The sequence below is a fragment of the Microbacterium sp. KU4F genome, from assembly GCF_056868075.1.
Genome location: NZ_CP200324.1, coordinates 776,481 through 793,162, shown reverse-complemented (window position 1 = coordinate 793,162; position 16,682 = coordinate 776,481). Strand labels below are relative to the sequence as shown.

Annotated in this window: 18 protein-coding genes, 1 other RNA gene and 1 pseudogene; 12 read left to right on the top strand and 8 right to left on the bottom strand. The window is 68.7% G+C overall.

Going from position 1 to position 16,682, the window contains the following annotated elements:
• Positions 1-11: 11 nt before the first annotated feature.
• On the bottom strand, positions 12-1,541 hold the full coding sequence (locus tag AC1VNH_RS03995; protein WP_483110019.1) for an FAD-dependent oxidoreductase: 1,530 nt from the start codon (positions 1,539-1,541) through the stop codon (positions 12-14).
• Between the two features lie 28 nt (positions 1,542-1,569).
• Between AC1VNH_RS03995 and AC1VNH_RS03990 the strand changes: the two genes are divergently transcribed.
• Positions 1,570-2,160: a helix-turn-helix domain-containing protein gene (locus AC1VNH_RS03990; RefSeq protein WP_483110017.1), complete on the top strand. Its 591-nt coding sequence runs from the start codon at positions 1,570-1,572 to the stop codon at positions 2,158-2,160.
• 90 nt (positions 2,161-2,250) lie between these two features.
• Here the strand turns inward: AC1VNH_RS03990 and AC1VNH_RS03985 are convergent.
• From AC1VNH_RS03985 to AC1VNH_RS03975, 3 genes and pseudogenes are all read right to left on the bottom strand, one after another.
• Positions 2,251-2,997, bottom strand: a pseudogene (locus AC1VNH_RS03985) (formate/nitrite transporter family protein); the annotation flags it as partial.
• 99 nt (positions 2,998-3,096) lie between these two features.
• Entirely contained in the window at positions 3,097-4,338 is a 1,242-nt protein-coding gene (locus AC1VNH_RS03980) for an FAD-binding protein (protein WP_483110015.1), read from the bottom strand.
• Entirely contained in the window at positions 4,338-5,609 is a 1,272-nt protein-coding gene (locus AC1VNH_RS03975; RefSeq protein WP_483110014.1) for an MFS transporter, read from the bottom strand. Before AC1VNH_RS03975 ends, AC1VNH_RS03980 begins: the two co-directional genes overlap by 1 nt.
• Before the next feature lie 20 nt (positions 5,610-5,629).
• Here AC1VNH_RS03975 and prfB point away from each other — a divergent pair, with 20 nt between their 5' ends.
• The 5 genes from prfB (at position 5,630) to AC1VNH_RS03950 (ending at position 9,673) form a co-directional block, all read left to right on the top strand.
• Positions 5,630-6,739 (top strand): peptide chain release factor 2, encoded by a 1,110-nt coding sequence (gene prfB, locus AC1VNH_RS03970; protein WP_234075202.1) that lies wholly within the window; start codon positions 5,630-5,632, stop codon positions 6,737-6,739.
• Positions 6,740-6,799: 60 nt separating this feature from the next.
• The gene (gene ftsE, locus AC1VNH_RS03965) at positions 6,800-7,819 is read left to right on the top strand and encodes a cell division ATP-binding protein FtsE (protein WP_483110011.1); all 1,020 of its coding nucleotides are present in this window, start codon (positions 6,800-6,802) and stop codon (positions 7,817-7,819) included.
• A complete protein-coding gene (gene ftsX / locus AC1VNH_RS03960) occupies positions 7,816-8,730 on the top strand; it encodes a permease-like cell division protein FtsX (RefSeq protein WP_483110009.1) in 915 nt (304 codons plus the stop codon). The genes ftsE and ftsX overlap by 4 nt, the downstream gene beginning before the upstream one ends.
• Before the next feature lie 69 nt (positions 8,731-8,799).
• A complete protein-coding gene (gene smpB, locus AC1VNH_RS03955) occupies positions 8,800-9,276 on the top strand; it encodes an SsrA-binding protein SmpB (protein ID WP_307324783.1) in 477 nt (158 codons plus the stop codon).
• 7 nt (positions 9,277-9,283) lie between these two features.
• Positions 9,284-9,673, top strand: a complete 390-nt coding sequence (locus AC1VNH_RS03950) for a sensor histidine kinase (RefSeq protein ID WP_483110007.1) — start codon at positions 9,284-9,286, stop codon at positions 9,671-9,673.
• Here AC1VNH_RS03950 and AC1VNH_RS03945 read toward each other — a convergent pair.
• Genes AC1VNH_RS03945 through AC1VNH_RS03935 form a run of 3 tightly spaced genes read right to left on the bottom strand, consistent with a single transcriptional unit; the run spans position 9,660 to position 11,142 of the window.
• Positions 9,660-10,091 carry an SIMPL domain-containing protein gene (locus AC1VNH_RS03945; protein ID WP_483110005.1) on the bottom strand — a complete coding sequence of 144 codons (432 nt, stop codon included), beginning with the start codon at positions 10,089-10,091 and terminating at the stop codon, positions 9,660-9,662. The genes AC1VNH_RS03950 and AC1VNH_RS03945 overlap by 14 nt on opposite strands.
• Entirely contained in the window at positions 10,088-10,306 is a 219-nt protein-coding gene (locus tag AC1VNH_RS03940) for an SIMPL domain-containing protein (RefSeq protein ID WP_483110003.1), read from the bottom strand. The genes AC1VNH_RS03945 and AC1VNH_RS03940 overlap by 4 nt, the downstream gene beginning before the upstream one ends.
• Positions 10,307-10,326: 20 nt before the next feature.
• On the bottom strand, positions 10,327-11,142 hold the full coding sequence (locus tag AC1VNH_RS03935) for a siderophore-interacting protein (protein ID WP_483110001.1): 816 nt from the start codon (positions 11,140-11,142) through the stop codon (positions 10,327-10,329).
• A 147-nt stretch (positions 11,143-11,289) separates the two neighbouring features.
• Here AC1VNH_RS03935 and ssrA point away from each other — a divergent pair.
• The 4 genes from ssrA (at position 11,290) to AC1VNH_RS03915 (ending at position 14,212) form a co-directional block, all read left to right on the top strand.
• Positions 11,290-11,659, top strand: a transfer-messenger RNA (tmRNA) gene (gene ssrA / locus AC1VNH_RS03930).
• A 129-nt stretch (positions 11,660-11,788) separates the two neighbouring features.
• Positions 11,789-12,229 (top strand): MerR family transcriptional regulator, encoded by a 441-nt coding sequence (locus AC1VNH_RS03925; protein WP_483109999.1) that lies wholly within the window; start codon positions 11,789-11,791, stop codon positions 12,227-12,229.
• Positions 12,226-13,188: an NAD-dependent epimerase/dehydratase family protein gene (locus tag AC1VNH_RS03920; RefSeq protein ID WP_483109997.1), complete on the top strand. Its 963-nt coding sequence runs from the start codon at positions 12,226-12,228 to the stop codon at positions 13,186-13,188. Before AC1VNH_RS03925 ends, AC1VNH_RS03920 begins: the two co-directional genes overlap by 4 nt.
• A gap of 61 nt (positions 13,189-13,249) precedes the next feature.
• Positions 13,250-14,212: an LLM class flavin-dependent oxidoreductase gene (locus AC1VNH_RS03915; RefSeq protein WP_483109995.1), complete on the top strand. Its 963-nt coding sequence runs from the start codon at positions 13,250-13,252 to the stop codon at positions 14,210-14,212.
• A 27-nt stretch (positions 14,213-14,239) separates the two neighbouring features.
• On the opposite strand, the gene AC1VNH_RS03910 is transcribed toward AC1VNH_RS03915, so the two are convergent.
• Positions 14,240-15,445, bottom strand: coding sequence for a fatty acid desaturase family protein (locus AC1VNH_RS03910; protein WP_483109993.1), 1,206 nt, complete (start codon positions 15,443-15,445; stop codon positions 14,240-14,242).
• 543 nt (positions 15,446-15,988) lie between these two features.
• Here AC1VNH_RS03910 and AC1VNH_RS03905 point away from each other — a divergent pair.
• Entirely contained in the window at positions 15,989-16,192 is a 204-nt protein-coding gene (locus AC1VNH_RS03905) for a cold-shock protein (RefSeq protein ID WP_137417306.1), read from the top strand.
• Between the two features lie 144 nt (positions 16,193-16,336).
• Entirely contained in the window at positions 16,337-16,681 is a 345-nt protein-coding gene (locus AC1VNH_RS03900) for a hypothetical protein (protein ID WP_483109991.1), read from the top strand.
• Position 16,682 lies beyond the last annotated feature (1 nt).

Sequence of the window (16,682 nt, the reverse complement as noted above, 5' to 3'; positions counted from 1 at the left end):
CATGCCCGGGCTCATCGCCGCCGGAGGAGGAGCACGCCGTCGTCGATCGTGGACTCGGTGCCGTCGGGGGCGGTCGCCGGGCGCGGGCGTGTCTCGGCGACGACGGTCTCCCACGCGGACGGATCCAGCGCCAGCGCGGCGAGCTCCTCGTGCAGGGCGGGGAAGACCGTGTGCTGCGCATCGGCGTGCGACCACGGCGGAGCGGATGTGTGCGAGACCACGAGCAGGTGTCCGCCCACCGCGACGCGGGACGCGGCGGCACGCAGGATGGCGATGCGATCCAGCGTCACGGGGGAGTGCAGGAACGATGCGGTCACGAGATCGAAGGAGCCCTCCGGCATCCCCTCCGGAAGCTCCGCCCGCACGAACCGCGCGCGCCCGGCCAGGTCGGCGCTCGCCGACGCCGCGGTGGCCCGAGCGATGGCCGTGGTGCTGATGTCCACCCCCGTGACCTCCCAGCCCTGCTCCGCGAGCCACAGAGCATCGCCGCCCTCGCCGCAGCCGAGATCGAGCGCCGTGCCCGACGGCAGGGATGCCGCCACGTCGGCGATCGCGCGGTTGACGCGTCCCGACCACATCCGCTCGTCTCCCGCGTATCGACGCTCCCAGTAGGCGGCCGGCGCGGCCGCGCGGTCGAGGTCTTCCTCGACGAGCGCGGCATTGACGCCCGCTCCGACGAAGGATGCGGTCCCCATCGACAGGGGAACGTTCGCGCTCGGGTCGACGACGTTGCCGGCGGCCCAGATACGCGGGTGGCTCGTGCGTCCGAGCCGGTCGACCTGGATCATCGTGCCCATGGGGCCCTCGGCGCGCACGAGGTCGAGACCGTCGAGGAAGCCGTCGTGCGGCACAGGGCGACCCGCGGTGAAGATCGCCGACACGGCGACCTCGCGCCCGTCGGCGGTTCGCACCGCTTCGATCCGGTCACCCTCGCCGCGCACCTCGATCACCGGCGAGCTCACCAGGCGCACACCGCGGGCGAGCAGGCGGTGGCGGAGTTGCGGATCGAGCTCGCCGAGGCCCGCGGCGAAGACCACCACGTCGTCGCTCCACTGCGTCAGCAGCTGCGCTTGGTGCGCACCGAGCGGCGACGTCGTCAGCACGCCGATCGTCTGCCCGCGCACCTCCCAGCCGTGGCAGTAGGGGCAGTGGAGCACCGTACGGCCCCATCGCTCGGCGAGACCGGGGATGTCGGGAAGCTCGTCGCTCAGTCCCGTCGCCACGATGAGCGCGCGAGCGTGCACGACGGAACCGTCGTCGAGGGTCACCGTCACGCTCTGGTCGTCCGCCTCGACGTGCGAGACCGTGCCCTCCACGACACGGCCGCCGTACGCCTCCACCTCGGCACGGCCGCGGGATCGCAGCTCACCGGGAGCCACCCCCTCGTGCCCGAGCACGCCGTGCATATGCTCGGCGAAGCGGTTGCGGCCGGAGCCGGAGTCGACGACCGTGACGGCGCGACGCGCGCGCACGAGCATGAGGGCTGCGGAGAGACCGGCTGGGCCGGCACCGACGACGAGGACGTCCGTGGAGTTCTGCATGAGCCCATCACACGGCTACTCTGCAACTATGGCAAGCGATCTTGCGGAAACGGCAAACCCTTCCATCCGTGCGGAGCTCGACGATCTCGGGATGCGGCTGCGTACCGTGCGACGCGCGAAGGGGTGGACGCTCGATGACCTCGCCGCGCGCGCGGGCCTCTCCTCGAGCACCCTGTCGCGGCTGGAGTCGGGCAAGCGTCAGGCGAGCCTCGAGCTGTTGCTGCCGCTGGTGCGCGAGCTGGGGATCCGCATCGACGATCTGCTGCAGCCGCGTGACCAGGATCCCCGCGTGCGGCGCGCCCTCATCCATCGGGAGGGCCACCTCGTGCTCCCGCTCGCACCGGAAGGATCGCCGACGAACGCCTACAAGATCACCTATCTGCCGGGACCGGAGCCCGAGCAACGGGTGCACGACGGTTTCGCCTGGTTCTACGTGCTCTCCGGGCGGCTACGACTGCGGCTCGGCGAGCAGGACCTGGTGCTCGTGCGCGGGGAAGCGGCCGAGTTCGATACGCGCACGCCCCACGCGATGTCGGCCGCGGGCGGCAAGCCCGTGCAGCTCATCAGTATCTTCCACGGCGACGGCGACCGCATCCACACCCACTCCGAGCCCGTGTGACCCGGCCGCGCGTTCAGTGCTCGGTGAGCGCGGGCTCCGGAGCGACGGCGGCCTCGGTGAGCCGGGGGATCCGCCGATGAACCAGTACACAAGACCTACGAGCACGGCGCCGCCGAAGAGGTTGCCGAGTCCGACCCACAGCAGATTCGTGCCGAAGTGCCCCCAGGTGGCATCCGGAACGCCCGTGGCAAGGCCGATCGTGTACGTGGTCATGTTCGCGACGACGTGCTCGAAGCCGGACGTGATGAAGGCGAGGATCGCGCAGAAGATGACGGCGAGCTTCGCACCGTCGGAGCTGAGTCGCGCGCACATCCAGATCGCCAGGCAGACGAGCAGATTGCACAGTGCGCCTCGGACGAAGAGCTCGACCGGCCCCTCGTGCGCCTTCGCGGCGAGTATGTCGGCGAGCATCGTGCCCGCCGCCGCGTTGCTGTGCAGCACCCCCGACGTCGCGACCAGCACGCCGAACACGATCGAGCCCGCGAGGTTGGCGCCGAACGTGGCGAACAGCGCTCCGACCGCCGGGCCCGGCTTTATGGCGCGCAGGTACGTGCCCTGCGCGAGCGTCATCATCGATGACGTCACGAGCTCTCCGCCCGCGAAAACGACGAGCGTCAGTGCCACACCGAACACGAGCCCGCTGACGAACTTGCCCCATCCGCTTCCGGCGGCGGTCAGTGGCCCCGCCGCGCTGACCATCAGCACCACGCCGACGCCGATGTACGCGCCCGCCATCATTCCCGACGCGAGAAAGCGCCCGGGATGCCGCAGGCCGTGCACCTTGTGCTGCGCGGCCGGTGCCTGCACGTCGATGAGCGCGCGTTCGATAGTCAGCATGTCCGATCGGGCGCGAGTGGTGGGCGCGTCCGCCTCCTGCGTCGATCGTCCTCCGGATGCGGGGGCGTGCCGCGCTCGGTCAGCCGTGCATAAAGGGGATCAAAGTCCGAGCGCGGCCAGGAACGCGTTCCGGAAGGTTCCGGTCGGATCGAGCCGTTCGCGCAGCGCGACCGCGTCGTCGAAGCGCGGGTAGCGCGCGCGGATGTCGGCGGACGCCATCGTGAACACCTTGCCCCAGTGCGGGCGGGCGGCGTACGGGGCGAGAGCGTCTTCGATGTGGGGCAGCACGGCACGCACCCCCTCCTCATCGCGACGCCAGGTGAAGTGCAGCCCGACCGATTCGCGACCGTAGGCGCCGCTCAGCCACAGGTCGTCGGCGGCGATGGTGCGCACTTCGTTCACGAGCAGCAGCGGGGCGAACCGCGGCGACAGCTCGCGCAGCGCCCGAATGGCCGCGGGGGCGTCGCCGCGGTCGACGAAGTACTCGCTCTGCAGCTCGTCGCCCTGCGACGGGGTGAAGCCGAGACGGAAGTGGGGCAGGCGCTCGAGCCACGGACCCGCGACCCCTCCCTGCACGGTGCAGTTCTCGGCGGAGACACCCGGCAGCGGATGACGGGGCTCGGATGCGGGCAGGGAGCCGAGCACGTTCGCGGGTGCCGGAGCCTCGTCCACGCGTGCCTTGAGCCAGAGCTGGTCCGCGACATCGGGGTCGGTCCAGGTGCTGAACAGGCTCACGCTGTGACCGAGCGAGGTCACCGCCGAGAGGTCCTCCAGGGCAGCGTCCCAGGGCACGCGCTCGTAGACGGTCTGCGCGATGTCGTAGGTCGGCTCGATGTCGAGCTCGACGTCGAGCACCACGCCGAGCGCGCCCAGTGACACCACGACACCGACGAAGTCCGGATCCCCGCGGCGGAACCACCGGATCGTGCCGTCGGCCATCAGCAGCTCGATGCCCGCGACCGAGCCCGCGAGCGACCGGTTGCGGTCGCCGGACCCGTGCGTTCCGGTCGCGATGGCGCCGGCGACCGAGATGTGCGGCAGGGACGCGAGGTTCGCGAGCGCCCAGCCCTCGGCCTGCAGACGCTCGGCGACGTCGCCGTAGCGCAGACCGCCGGAGACCCGCGCGATGTGCGCTGCCCGATCGATCTCGACCGTTGCCCGCAGCGCCGCGGTGGACAGCAGGATGCCGGGGGTGTCGGCGATCGCCGAGAACGAGTGGCGTGTGCCGAGTGCGCGCACCGCATCCGCATCCCGCACGACGCGTGCGGCCTCTTCGCGGGTGGTCGGCGACACGAGCTCGCCGGTGTACGTCAGGTTGCCCGCCCAGTTCTGCAGTGCCATCAGCTCTCCTCGCGTCGTCGCGGAACGAAGCGCGGCACCCACCTGATGAAGGCCGCCGCGCCCAGCAATCCCACCACGCCCATCGCGCCGGTCGCCACCGACAGCGACGCGACAGCCGTGAGGGCGGTGAGCAGAAGCGGAGCGATGGCGCCGCCGGCATCGGTCAGGGTGCGCCACGAGCCGAGGAACGCGGCGGGCTCGCTCTTCGGCGCGACGTCCGCGCCGAGGGTGAGCAGGATGCCGCTGGAGAGACCGTTTCCGACGCCGAGCACCGCGGCGAACATCGCGAACCACATGTTCGCCGAGCTGAGATCGTGCGTGAGCGACAGGGCCAGGAAGCCGGTGCCCATGAGGATCATCGCCGGAAGGGCAGCCCAGAGCCTGCCGAAGCGATCCATGACCTGTCCGCTCGCGTAGAAGAGCGCGAAGTCGATCGCCCCCGAGACGCCGACGACGAGGGCGATGGTGGGGGCGTCGAGGCCCAGGGAGAGACCCCACAGCGGCAGCACGACCTGGCGCGCCGATCGAACGGCCGACAGGGATGCCGCGGCGACTCCGAGACGCGAGAGCACCCGCCGGTGCTGCCACATCGTGCGGAACACGCCCGCCCGCTCGTCGACGGGGATCGAACCGGTGACCGGTTCTCCGCTGTCGTCCTCGGATGCGGGCGCCCGGTCGGGAGCCGCGGGGGTCTTCTCCGGGTCGGGTCCCAGCAGCACCAGCAGAACGGTGGCGACGAGGCAGGCGATGAAGAACCAGACTGCGGACAGCTCGTCGCCGACGGCGAACAAAAGGCCGGCCGCGATGAACGGGCCGACGAACGTGCCGAAGCGGAACGAGCCGCCCAGCAGCGAGAGGGCGCGTGCCCGGAACGCGATCGGTACCCGCGTCGTCATGAACGAGTGGCGGGCGAGGCCGAACGCGGCCGCGCAGAACCCGATCACGAACACGGCGACGGCGAGGACAGCCGTGTTCGGTGAGAGCAGCATCGTCACGGAACCGGCGATGGCGAGGACGCCGCCGATCGCCATCGTGAGGCGCTCGCCGAGTCGCGCCACCGACCAGCCCGCCGGGATGTTGCCGCAGAGCTGACCCACGACGAGGAAGGAGGCGATGAACGCGGCCTCCGCCACATCCGCTCCACGCTCGGCCGCGAGGATCGGGATGAGGGGGATCACGGCCCCCTCGCCGAGGGCGAAGAGGATCGTGGGGCCGTAGATCATCGGCGCGAACCGCCAGAGCACGGAGCTGACGCGGTCGGACACGTGCATCCACGATACTCTGGAGTGCCATGCTCGAATTCGATCCGTCTGCCGACATCCAGGCCCTCCGCTCCACCTTCAGCGACATCAAAGCCGTCGTCGACGTCGACGCCCTCCGGGCCGAGATCGATCGGCTCTCCGAAGAGGCCGGCGCCCCCGACCTCTGGGACGACGTCGAGAAGGCGCAGAAGGTCACCAGCGCCCTCAGCCACCGCCAGGCCGAGCTCAAGCGCGTCACCGAGGTCGAGCAGCGTCTCGACGACCTCGATGTCCTCGTCGAGCTCGCCAACGAGATGGACGACGAGGACTCCGCCGAAGAGGCTCGCCGCGAGATCGCCGAGCTCGAGGACGTCGTCGGCCAGCTCGAGGTGCAGACCCTCCTCGACGGCGAGTACGACTCGCGGTCGGCCGTCGTCACGATCCGCTCCGGTGCGGGCGGCGACGACGCCACCGACTTCGCCGAGATGCTCATGCGCATGTACCTGCGCTGGGCCGAGCGTCACAAGTACCCCGTGAAGGTCATGGACACCTCCTACGCCGAGGGTGCGGGCATCAAGTCCGCGACCTTCGAGGTCGACGCCCCGTACGCCTACGGCACCCTCTCGGTCGAGGCCGGCACCCACCGCCTCGCCCGCATCAGCCCGTTCGGCTCGGCCGACAAGCGGCAGACGAGCTTCGCCGCCGTCGAGGTCATCCCGGTCATGGAGGAGGCGCAGGAGGTCGAGGTTCCCGAGAACGACATCCGCGTCGACGTCTTCCGCTCGTCGGGTCCCGGCGGCCAGTCGGTCAACACGACCGACTCCGCGGTGCGCATCACGCACATCCCCACCGGCATCGTGGTCTCGATGCAGAACGAGAAGTCCCAGATCCAGAACCGTGCCGCCGCCATGCGCGTGCTGCAGACGCGCCTCATGCTGCTGCAGCGCGAAGAGGAGGCCGCGAAGAAGAAGGAACTCGCCGGCACCATCACCGCGAGTTGGGGCGACCAAATGCGCTCCTACTTCCTCTACGGGCAGCAGCTGGTGAAGGACCTGCGCACCGGACACGAGGTGGGCAACCCCGCCACGGTGTTCGACGGCGACCTCGACGGCTTCATCGCGGCCGGCATCCGCTGGCGCAAGCGCAAAGACGAGGACTGATCCGGCGCGCCGGGTGTCGCACCGGGCATCCGTAGCGAGCGCGCTTAGGCTGTCACAGCCATGATCCGGTTCGAGAACGTCACCAAGCGGTATCGCGGCACCTCCCGACCTGCGCTGCAGAGCGTGGACTTCGAGGTGCAACGCGGAGAGTTCGTCTTTCTTGTGGGGGCGTCCGGCTCCGGCAAGTCGTCCTGTCTGCGCCTCATCCTGCGCGAGGACTCGCCCAGCGAGGGGCGTGTGGTCGTGCTCGGTCGAGACCTGCGTTCGGTGCCCAACCGCAAGGTCCCCTACTTCCGCCGTCAGATCGGCGCCGTCTTCCAGGACTTCCGGCTCCTGCCGACCAAGACGGTCTTCCAGAACGTCGCGTTCACGCTGCAGGTGATCGGGTCGTCCCGCGGGTTCATCCAGCAGGCCGTCCCCGAGGCGCTCGCGCTCGTCGGTCTCGACGGCAAGGAGAAGCGACTGCCGCACGAGCTTTCCGGTGGCGAGCAGCAGCGCGTCGCGATCGCCCGCGCACTGGTCAACCGTCCGCAGATCCTCCTGGCCGACGAGCCCACCGGAAACCTGGACCCGGCCACATCCGTCGACATCATGCAGCTGCTCGCGCGCATCAATGCCGGCGGCACCACGGTGGTCATGGCCACGCACGAGGCGGGATTCGTCGACCAGATGCAGCGCCGCGTCATCGAGCTGCGCGGCGGCGAGATCGTGCGCGATGAGCGACACGGCGGCTACGGCGACACGTCCGCCATCCCGCGTCTCGCGCCGGAGGTCGAGAAGGGCGCGGCGGCCGTCGCCGCTCTCACGGCCGTCCTCGACGTGCATCGCGAGATCGCCGAGACCGGTCAGATCGCACCCTTGACGCTGGATGCGGCTGTCGCAGCCACCGAGCAGGCAGCCCGCACCGAACCGGCGCACGCGGCGGCGGTGGCCGAGGCGAAGTCCGCGGAGGCACTGGCGGCACGTCTGGCCGAGGAGGAGCGCGCGAAGCGCGCCGGCGCCGACCTGCCCGCAGAACTGGGACTCGCTGACCGCCTGGGCCTCGGCGCGTCCGACGACGAGGTAGGACCCACACGATGAGATTCGGACTGATCATGGGGGAGGCCCTCAGCGGCCTCCGCCGGAACGCATCGATGGTGATCTCCGTCGTGCTCGTGACCTTCGTGTCGCTCACCTTCGTGGGCGCAGCCGTTCTCATGCAGATGCAGATCGGCAAGATGAAGGACTTCTGGGTGGATCGCGCCCAAGTCGCGGTCTACATGTGTGCCAGCGTGTCGACCGCGAGCACCTGCTCCGACGGCGTCGCCACCCAGGACGAGATCGATCAGGTGAGAGCGGAGCTCGAAGGCCCCGCGCTGTCGCCGCTCATCAAGAAGTACACGTTCGAGACGAACGACGAGGTCTACGACAAGGCCATTCAGCAGTTGGGCGACGACTACAAGAACATCGTCACGCCTGACCAGCTGCCCGCGACGTTCTCCATCCAGCTCAACGATCAGAGCCAATCGGATGTGATCGCGGAGGCGTTCGGCGGAAGGAAGGGTGTCGAGGAGGTCAAGGACCAGATGCAGTACCTCGAGCCGCTGTTCTCCGCCCTCACGATCGCGACGTACATCGCGGTCGGGATCGCCGGTCTCATGCTCGTCGCCGCCGTGCTGCTGATCGCGACCACCATCCGGCTGTCCGCGTTCGCCCGGCGAAAGGAACTCGGGATCATGCGTCTCGTGGGCGCTTCGAACCGATTCATCCAGACACCCTTCATCCTGGAGGGCGTGTTCGCCGCGCTGATCGGTTCGGCGTTGGCGAGCGTAGGAGTCTGGGCGACCGTCGAGTTCGGCATCAACGGGTATCTGCGTGAGCGCATCGGCTTCGTCACGACGTGGGTGGGGTACTCCGACCTCGCGCTGGTGATCCCGGTCATCGTCGTCATCGGTGTCCTGCTCGCCGCGCTGTCGGCCGGATTCGCGATACGTCGGTGGTTGCGCGCCTGATACGAGGGGCGCCGGGCTTGCTAGACTGACGGGCTGCCGCGCGCCGTGCGGTCGCACGAAGGAGAGAGCATGCCCAGGGAACGCGGAGAGAAGGTCGTCGCGACCAACCGCCGCGCGCGCCACGACTACACCGTCGAGAAGACGTACGAGGCCGGCCTCGTGCTGACCGGCACCGAGGTGAAGTCGCTGCGCCAGGGGCGGGCCAACCTGACCGACGGCTACGCCTACATCCAGGGCGGCGAGGCGTTCCTCGACGCCGTCCACATCCCCGAGTACTCGCAGGGGCACTGGACCAATCATGCGGCCAAGCGCACGCGCAAGCTCCTGCTGCACAAGGAGGAGATCGTGAAGCTGTCGCACGCCGTCTCCGCCGGCGGCTACACGCTCGTGCCCCTGCGTCTGTACTTCTCCGACGGGCGCGCGAAGATCGAACTCGGCGTCGCCAAGGGCAAGCGGGAGTACGACAAGCGTCAGACCCTGCGAGAACGACAGGACACCCGCGAGGCCGAGCGCGCGATGCGCCTGCGCAACCGCGTCGGGGAGTGATCATTCGATGGGTCCGAGCCGCGCGCTGGCGGTGCGAGCCAACGAGGCCGAGGTCGGACAGATCGTCACGAACCTGTTGACCAACGCGATCAAGTTTTCGCCCGAGCAGGGATCGATCCGTGTGACGGCAGGGCCCATCGGTCACGCCGCGCTCGTCGAGATCGAAGACCACGGTCCTGGCATCAGCGAGCAGGACAGGGCCCGCGTCTTCGAACGGTTCTATCGCAGCCCGCAAGCCGTGAGCGACGGCGTTCCGGGCTCGGGGATCGGTCTGTCGGTGGCTCAGGCGCTGGCGGGCGCGATGGGCGGCGCGATCGTGCTGTCGGAGGGGGAGGGAGGCGGAACCCTCGCCGCCCTGCGACTCCCGCTCTCGGAAGAACAACTCAGCGAGCGCTGAACCGGGCCTCGACTCCGACCGCGACGACGACCTCGTCCGGGCGGACCACGATCGCGCTGTCCGCGGACGCGGACTTCATCATCATCGGTCCCGCTGTCGCCGAGTCGGATGACAGGAGTCCCGCATCCGCGACCTCGATGGCGGTCACGTGGTGCAGGCCGAGGGATGCGGCGTACGAGCGCGCACGAGCGACCGCATCCTCCACTGCGGCACGCGCGACCCGATCACGCGCTTCGCGATCGGTGCCCTCGCGCAGCCGCCAATCGACGCCGTCCAACTGGACGGCGGGATCTGCGGTGGCGGTGTCGATCCACGCGGACAGCATGTCAGCGTCGTCGAACACGGCCCGGAACTCCAGTGAGGCGTGGTGGACGGGGTCGAGGCGGCTGCCGTCGGGTCCCCACGGGCGATCCGTCAAGACGTGAGTGCGGAGCTGGTCCAGGACACGAGCCCGCCGGAGTCCGCTCGTGCGTCGAGCTGGTCGCGCAGCCGCTGGCCGGATGCCGCGAGTCGGGCCATCGCCTCGCCGCGGTCGGGATGCTCGACGCGCACGCCGATCCGGGCGACACCCTCCTCGGCGGAGATGCGCTCCTCGTGGGAGCCGCGGACCGTGATCGTGACGTCCTCGCTCATGCCCGACAGCCTACGGATGTTCAGTCGGGAAAGATCTGGCCGACAGGGAGTCGTTTCTCGGCCTGGAAGGTGTCTTCGCTGCGCCCGTACGCCCAGTAGGCGGACAGCGAGAGGTCCTGGCGCGCGACGCCGCGTTCTGCGAAGACTGCGCGCAGTCTCTTCATCGCCTCCCGTTCTCCGTGCGCGAAGACCTGCACACGGCCGGACGGCCAAGGAGCACCTGCGACGGCATCGACGAGTCGCGAGCCCGGCGCGTCGTGGTCTTCGTCGACCCAGGTGACGTCTGCGGATGCGGGCAGGGGGATGTGGTGGGCCGCGGAACGCGCCTCGGCGACGACGGTGGCGCGCACCCCTTCGGGCAGCGTCTCGAGTGCCGCAGCGATCGCGGGGAGCGCGGACTCGTCGCCGACGAGCAGCCGGTGGTCGGCGGCGACATCCGGCCGGTATCCGCCCCCGGGTCCGGCGAAGGTCAGCAGGTCGCCGGGGCGCGCCGTTGTCGCCCATCGTCCCGCGACGCCCGTGTCGCCGTGGGTCACGATGTCGATGTCGAGCGTGTGCGCGGTGTGGTCCACCCGGCGCACGGTGTACGTGCGAACGCTCGGCAACTCGTCGAACGGAAGACGCTCACGCAGCTCGGCCAGGTCGTACGGCGGGGTGAGCGTGCTCCCGTCCGGCGGGATGTGGAGCTTGACGTACTTGTCGGTCTCCTCGCGGTCGGTGAAGGCCGTGAACCCGTCGCCGCCGAGGGTGACGCGTACCATCCCGGGGCTGAGAGCCGTCGTCCGGACGACCTCGAGCGTGACCTGCGGGCGGGGAGGGCGGCGGGGAGCGGTCATCCTTCGATCGTATCCGCGGACGCGGTGGCGAAGGCTGGTGGGAATGGCGGTGCCGTCGCATCCGTTGTAGTCTGTGATGCTCGCGGGTTCGCCCCGCGAGGTGAAAACTCCACAGAGCGACAATGGTTCCTTCACCGAAGGGTTCACGGGGATGATCGGTTTCGACATCGCCTGCGAATCGCCGAGAAGCGGGCCGAGGATGCAGGGTTATCTCGTAAACGCTCCCTGTAAACCAATAAGTGCCGAATCCAAGCGCACTGACTTCGCCCTCGCTGCCTAAGCGAGCCCGATAGTCCGTCAGACCGTGTGTGATCCCGCCACGGACCCTGGCGTCATCTAGGGATCTTGCTACGTACCGGCGTCTGGACGGTGCGTGGGACTCTTCCCAGACTGGGCTCGTCGACTTATGTGTCTGTGCTAAAAGTCGGAGCCGAGCAGAACGTCTCCACAGACTGCGCCCGGAGAAGCCGCCGTATCACAGCGATGGACGGGGGTTCGATTCCCCCCATCTCCACCAACCGTTGTCGCTCATGCGAGTGCGAGAGGCCGTCCTTCGGGGCGGCCTCTCTTCGTTCTCCTCGTCGATCGCAGTGAAGCGGCGGGAACGCCTTGACTTCAAGCGCTTGAGGTGTGGTCCCATGCCTTCATGAGCACAATGACGATGCAAGAAGCGTCGCGCCGTACCGGACTGAGCGGGCCCACTCTCCGGTACTACGAAGAGGTCGGGTTGATCGGCCCGATCGCGCGCGACGACAGCAGCGGCCACCGCCGCTACACAGAGCACGACGTCGACGACCTCCAGGCGCTCGCGTGTCTGAGAGCGATGGGCGTCGGGATCGAAGACATGCGCACGTACCAGAGCAATCGCGCGCGTGGCTCGGTCGCGGCGACCGAGCAGCGGGATCTCCTCCTCAGGCACGCCGTCAGGATCGAGGCCGAGATGGAGACGCTCACGGTGCATCTCGAGTACCTCCGCGCCAAGGCGTCTCTCTGGGACGCCCGCGCGGTCGGTGACTCCGATGACGAGATGCGAGCGAACTCGCGTGTGCAACAGGTGCTCCCGAAGCTTGCGGCGGTGCTGCGATGAGCGCGGTTCTGGTGACGGGCGGCTCCGGCTATCTGGGTACCCGGCTGATATCCGACCTTCTGCGATCGGGCGTCCGTGTGCGCGCGACAGTCCGCTCGCTGGACGCAGAGACCGAGCTGCGAGCGGCCGTGCGGCGCGGCGGCGCCGACGACACCGAGCTCGAGCTGACCGTGGCATCACTGACCGACGACGCGGGCTGGGCGGACGCGATGTCGGGCGTCGATGGCGTCTATCATCTCGCTTCGCCCATGATCCAGACGGATGATGCCGACGAGGTCGTGCGGCCAGCGCGGGATGGGGCGCTTCGCGTTCTCCGCGCTGCGCGCGACGAGGGTGTGCGTCGGGTCGTGCTGACGTCGTCGTTCGCTGCCGTCGGCTACTCGCCCAAGCCTGTCCGCGACTTCACGGAGGAGGACTGGACGGATCCTGACACTCCCGGCCTGCCCGCGTACCCCCTCTCGAAGGTCGTCGCGGAACGTGCGGCCTGGGACTTCATCGAGCGCGAGGGCGGGGAGACTGAACTTGTGGTGATCAATCCGACCTGGATCGCCGGTCCGACGCTGACGGCGAAGGCGCGATCGTCCCTGCAGGTGTTCACCGCCATGCTCGGCGGACACATGGCGTTCACGCCTCGCCAGCGCTTCGGCATCGCCGACGTCCGCGACGTGGCGGATGCGCATCGGGCGGCCATGGCCGAACCGGGCGCAGCGGGCAAGCGCTACCTGGTACTTGCCGACGGGCCGACCATGACCTTCCTCGAGGTCGCCGAGACGCTCCGCGAGAGCCTCGGATGCGACGCTGCGCTCGTTCCGACGCGCGAAGCAGCCGGAGAGGAGCTACCGCCGCTGGTGATCCACAACGAGCGGGCCAAGACGGAACTCGGCCTCCGCCCGCGGCCGGTCCGAGAGACGATCGTGGAGACCGCACGGAGCCTTCAGGAGCTCGGAATGCTCGGCTGACGGGGCCTAGGGTGGAGGAGACCGCGCCGCTGGGGTGATGGCGGTCTGACTGGAGAGATTCATGCCGTCAGCGACGAAGAACGTCGGGATCATGCTGCCTCGCGACCTCCCGGTCGCGGAAGTCCTGGACTTCGCGCGGCGCGCGGAGGAGGCGGGCTTCGACGAGCTCTGGGTGGTCGAGGACCTCGGCTACCGAGGGGGGATCGCGCAGGCGGCATCGGTGCTCGCGGTGACCTCCCGTGTGACGGTCGGCGTGGGGATCCTGCCCGCCGCTGTGCGGAACGTCGCCTTCGCGGCGATGGAGATCGCGACGCTCGCCCAGCTGTACCCGGGGCGCCTCGTCGTCGGCATCGGTCACGGGATGCCGGACTGGCTGACGTCGGTCGGTGCGTGGCCCCAGAAGCCGCTGACGTTCCTCCGCGAGTACGTCGTCGCCCTCCGAGCGCTCCTGGAGGGTGCCGAGGGGCCGAAGCGCGGCACGTACGTCGATGTGGAAGGACTGCGGCTGAGCGAGGTCCCCGAAATTGTTCCTCCGCTCGTGCTCGGCGTCCGCGGACCGAAATCGCTCGCTGCGGCCGGCGAGATCGCGGACGGGGTGGTGCTCGCCGAACCCGCCGCGCCCGAGTACATCGCTCACGCCTTGGCGCAGATCGGCGACGTCGAGACCCGCGTGATCACCTACGACCTGGCGGTCGTGGCAGACACGACGGATGCGGCGCAGGCGATCGTCCGACCGGCTCTGGCCGTCCTGGCCGAGACCGACTGGCGACCGCACCTTCTGCCCCTGCCGTACGCGGAAGAGCTCTTGCAGCGCGCCGCGGAGCTGCCCGTCGACACCTTCACCCAGACACTGCCCAGGGAATGGGTGGCGGAGCTGACGTTGGCGGGCACGGTCGACGAGGTGCGCGCCGGCGTCCAGCGGCGTCACGACGCCGGCGCGACCACGGTCGTGTTCATTCCCGTAGGGGAGAACCCGAGCGCGGCGATGCAGGCCCTCGCTGAAGCTCTTCCGGATCGTCTCTGACGGGGCGGTGCTCCCGGTCGGCGGAGGTCACACCCGCCGGTACTGTGCCGTCACGGGGCAGTCGAATGGGTCGCTGGCTGCGAGGCCGACGCGATTGAGGTACTTGATCACGATCGCGTACGAGCGCACGAGCGAGGTCTCCGTGTAGGGGACGTCGTTTGCGCTGCAGAAGTCCCGCACGATCTCGCGCGTCTTCGCCAGGTGCGGGCGCGCCATGCTCGGGAACAGGTGGTGCTCGACCTGGTAGTTGAGCCCGCCCATGAGGGCGGTCGCCCACCATCCGCCGCGGATGTTGCGCGAGGTGCGCACCTGCTTCGAGAAGAAGTCGAGCTTCGCGTCCGGAGCGATCACGGGCATGCCCTTGTGGTTCGGAGCGAAGGAGGCGCCCATGTACACGCCGAACACGGCGAACATGACGCCGAGGAACGCGAACGCCATACCCAGGGGGAGCATCAGGAAGACGGCCGCGAAGATGACGGCGAAGCGCGCGCCGATCAGGGCGAGTTCGGTGCCGCGCCCTGTGATGGCGCCACGCGAAAGCAGGTGCTTCACGCTCAGGAAGTGCAGGTTCAGGCCCTCGAGTGTCAGAAGGGGGAAGAAGAACCATCCCTGCTTGCGCGTGATGAGTCGTCGGAGACCGCGGGCCGAGGCCGCATCCTCGTCGAGGAACGAGATCGTGTCGACCTCGATGTCGGGGTCCTTGCCGACGCGATTCGGGTTCGCGTGGTGACGGCTGTGTTTGGAGTCCCACCACGAATAGCTGGTGCCGACGAGCCCGATGAGGACACGGGCGAGCCGGTCGTTGGCGGGACCGGTCGCGAGGATCTGACGGTGCGCTGCCTCGTGGCCGAGGAAAGCCAACTGGGTGAAGATCACCCCCAGTGCGGCTGCGATCAATAGCTGGAACCAGCTGTCGCCGAGGAGGATGAAGCCGGTGACGGCGCCGCCGAACGCGAGCGCGAGGGCTGCTCCGACGACGGCGTAGAACCAAGGCGCGCGTCGAAGGAGTCCCGTCTCGCGCACCACCTCCGAGACCTGGCTGTACGCGCGGGTGATCGGGGGAAAGTCTTCTTTTCGAGCGTAGGTCTGGCGGATCGGTCCGAGTGTTGCGTGGGGGGATGCAAGCGTGGCGGAGATGAGAGATGCCCGTCCTGTGTGGCGGCCGTCCTCGGCCGTCGGTGCGAGTCTCCGACGAATGCCGAAGCCTGTTGCCCACGCTAACCGCGCCCACATGCCGCCAGCTGTATGTAGCCGGTGCATCGTCTGCCGATGCGCACAACCGGGGCGGATGCTAGACTGAGGCAACCCCGCAACCGGGGCAGCAGGTGAGTAACAGATGTCGGCTCATGGAAGAGCGATGTTCTTCTCCACCGAAGCAACCGCACCTCGGGTGCCTCTGATCCTTCTCGCGTGTAGCATCCGCGAGTCCTGAAAGTCTTTGTGTTTATCCCCATCCCCACCGGTCCTGAGACCGCGTCGGCGCCCGTGTGGCGTCAGGCCGACCACGGTATCTTCGTGGCGACCATCGCCGGCGAGTACGCCGGCTTCGTGGAGTCGATCGACGACGTCCATATCGCCCACAGCGCGCTCGGCGAGTGCGTCGGCCTCTTTGCCGAGCAGGAGGATGCTTTCGTCGCCGTGGTAGCGGCACGGACGTTTTCCGCATACGCTCGCGAACACGCGGACAAGTTCCGCGTCCCACATCGTCCGTTCCGTAGACATAGGAACGGCACACCCGGTCGCCCCGGCGGCCAAAACAACAGAAGGAAAGACACGATGGCCACTGGCACCGTGAAATGGTTCAACTCCGAGAAGGGCTACGGCTTCATCGCTCCCGATGACGGCTCCGCCGATCTCTTCGCACACTTCAGCGCGATCGCTGGCAACGGCTTCAAGGAGCTCCGCGAAGACCAGAAGGTCGAGTTCGACGCCGAGCAGGGCCCCAAGGGTATGCAGGCCGCGAACATCCGCGCGCTCTGACGACTCGTCGTCCCAGAAGGCCCCCGCAGCAGTGCTGCGGGGGCCTTCGTCCTGCACTCGGTCGACTCGGATCCGTGAGAGCATGTGCTTCGGGGTCCGCCCGATGACGCACGATGTGCATGAGGATGCGCGGGGAGGAATGCCATGCCGTTTCGAAGCCTCGAGACGCTCGAGTCCTGGCTCATCGAGTTCCGCGAGCTCGGATACCCGATCGCCGGCACGGTGAAGGTCATCCCGCAGGACAGTGAGTTCGGCAGTGACACCGGCCTGGTGGGTGTGCGCCTGATGAACGCCCAGACCGTGACCTACATCCAGCCCGCCGAGCCCGGATCGACCACGTGGGTCGTAACGTTCGAAGCGCGTGACACAGACCTCCAGCTGGATGCCGCCGGCGCCTTCCGCCTTTCCGTGGAACTCGCGATGGTCTCGGCGTTGTGCACCTTCCTGCAGACGAAGTCGAAGGCCTACATGGCGAACCTCGCCGTTTGAC

Coding starts and splice junctions, on each gene's coding strand:
- AC1VNH_RS03980 (WP_483110015.1), bottom strand. CDS start 4,338: ATGGCACTGCAGAACTGGGCGGGCAACCTGACGTACACCGGCGAGCTC.
- AC1VNH_RS03900 (WP_483109991.1), top strand. CDS start 16,337: ATGCCGTTTCGAAGCCTCGAGACGCTCGAGTCCTGGCTCATCGAGTTC.
- AC1VNH_RS03990 (WP_483110017.1), top strand. CDS start 1,570: ATGGCAAGCGATCTTGCGGAAACGGCAAACCCTTCCATCCGTGCGGAG.
- AC1VNH_RS03975 (WP_483110014.1), bottom strand. CDS start 5,609: ATGCACGTGTCCGACCGCGTCAGCTCCGTGCTCTGGCGGTTCGCGCCG.
- AC1VNH_RS03905 (WP_137417306.1), top strand. CDS start 15,989: ATGGCCACTGGCACCGTGAAATGGTTCAACTCCGAGAAGGGCTACGGC.
- AC1VNH_RS03920 (WP_483109997.1), top strand. CDS start 12,226: ATGAGCGCGGTTCTGGTGACGGGCGGCTCCGGCTATCTGGGTACCCGG.
- AC1VNH_RS03925 (WP_483109999.1), top strand. CDS start 11,789: ATGAGCACAATGACGATGCAAGAAGCGTCGCGCCGTACCGGACTGAGC.
- ftsE (WP_483110011.1), top strand. CDS start 6,800: ATGATCCGGTTCGAGAACGTCACCAAGCGGTATCGCGGCACCTCCCGA.
- AC1VNH_RS03935 (WP_483110001.1), bottom strand. CDS start 11,142: ATGACCGCTCCCCGCCGCCCTCCCCGCCCGCAGGTCACGCTCGAGGTC.
- AC1VNH_RS03910 (WP_483109993.1), bottom strand. CDS start 15,445: ATGTGGGCGCGGTTAGCGTGGGCAACAGGCTTCGGCATTCGTCGGAGA.
- AC1VNH_RS03940 (WP_483110003.1), bottom strand. CDS start 10,306: ATGAGCGAGGACGTCACGATCACGGTCCGCGGCTCCCACGAGGAGCGC.
- AC1VNH_RS03915 (WP_483109995.1), top strand. CDS start 13,250: ATGCCGTCAGCGACGAAGAACGTCGGGATCATGCTGCCTCGCGACCTC.
- AC1VNH_RS03995 (WP_483110019.1), bottom strand. CDS start 1,541: ATGCAGAACTCCACGGACGTCCTCGTCGTCGGTGCCGGCCCAGCCGGT.
- prfB (WP_234075202.1), top strand. CDS start 5,630: ATGCTCGAATTCGATCCGTCTGCCGACATCCAGGCCCTCCGCTCCACC.
- smpB (WP_307324783.1), top strand. CDS start 8,800: ATGCCCAGGGAACGCGGAGAGAAGGTCGTCGCGACCAACCGCCGCGCG.
- AC1VNH_RS03950 (WP_483110007.1), top strand. CDS start 9,284: ATGGGTCCGAGCCGCGCGCTGGCGGTGCGAGCCAACGAGGCCGAGGTC.
- ftsX (WP_483110009.1), top strand. CDS start 7,816: ATGAGATTCGGACTGATCATGGGGGAGGCCCTCAGCGGCCTCCGCCGG.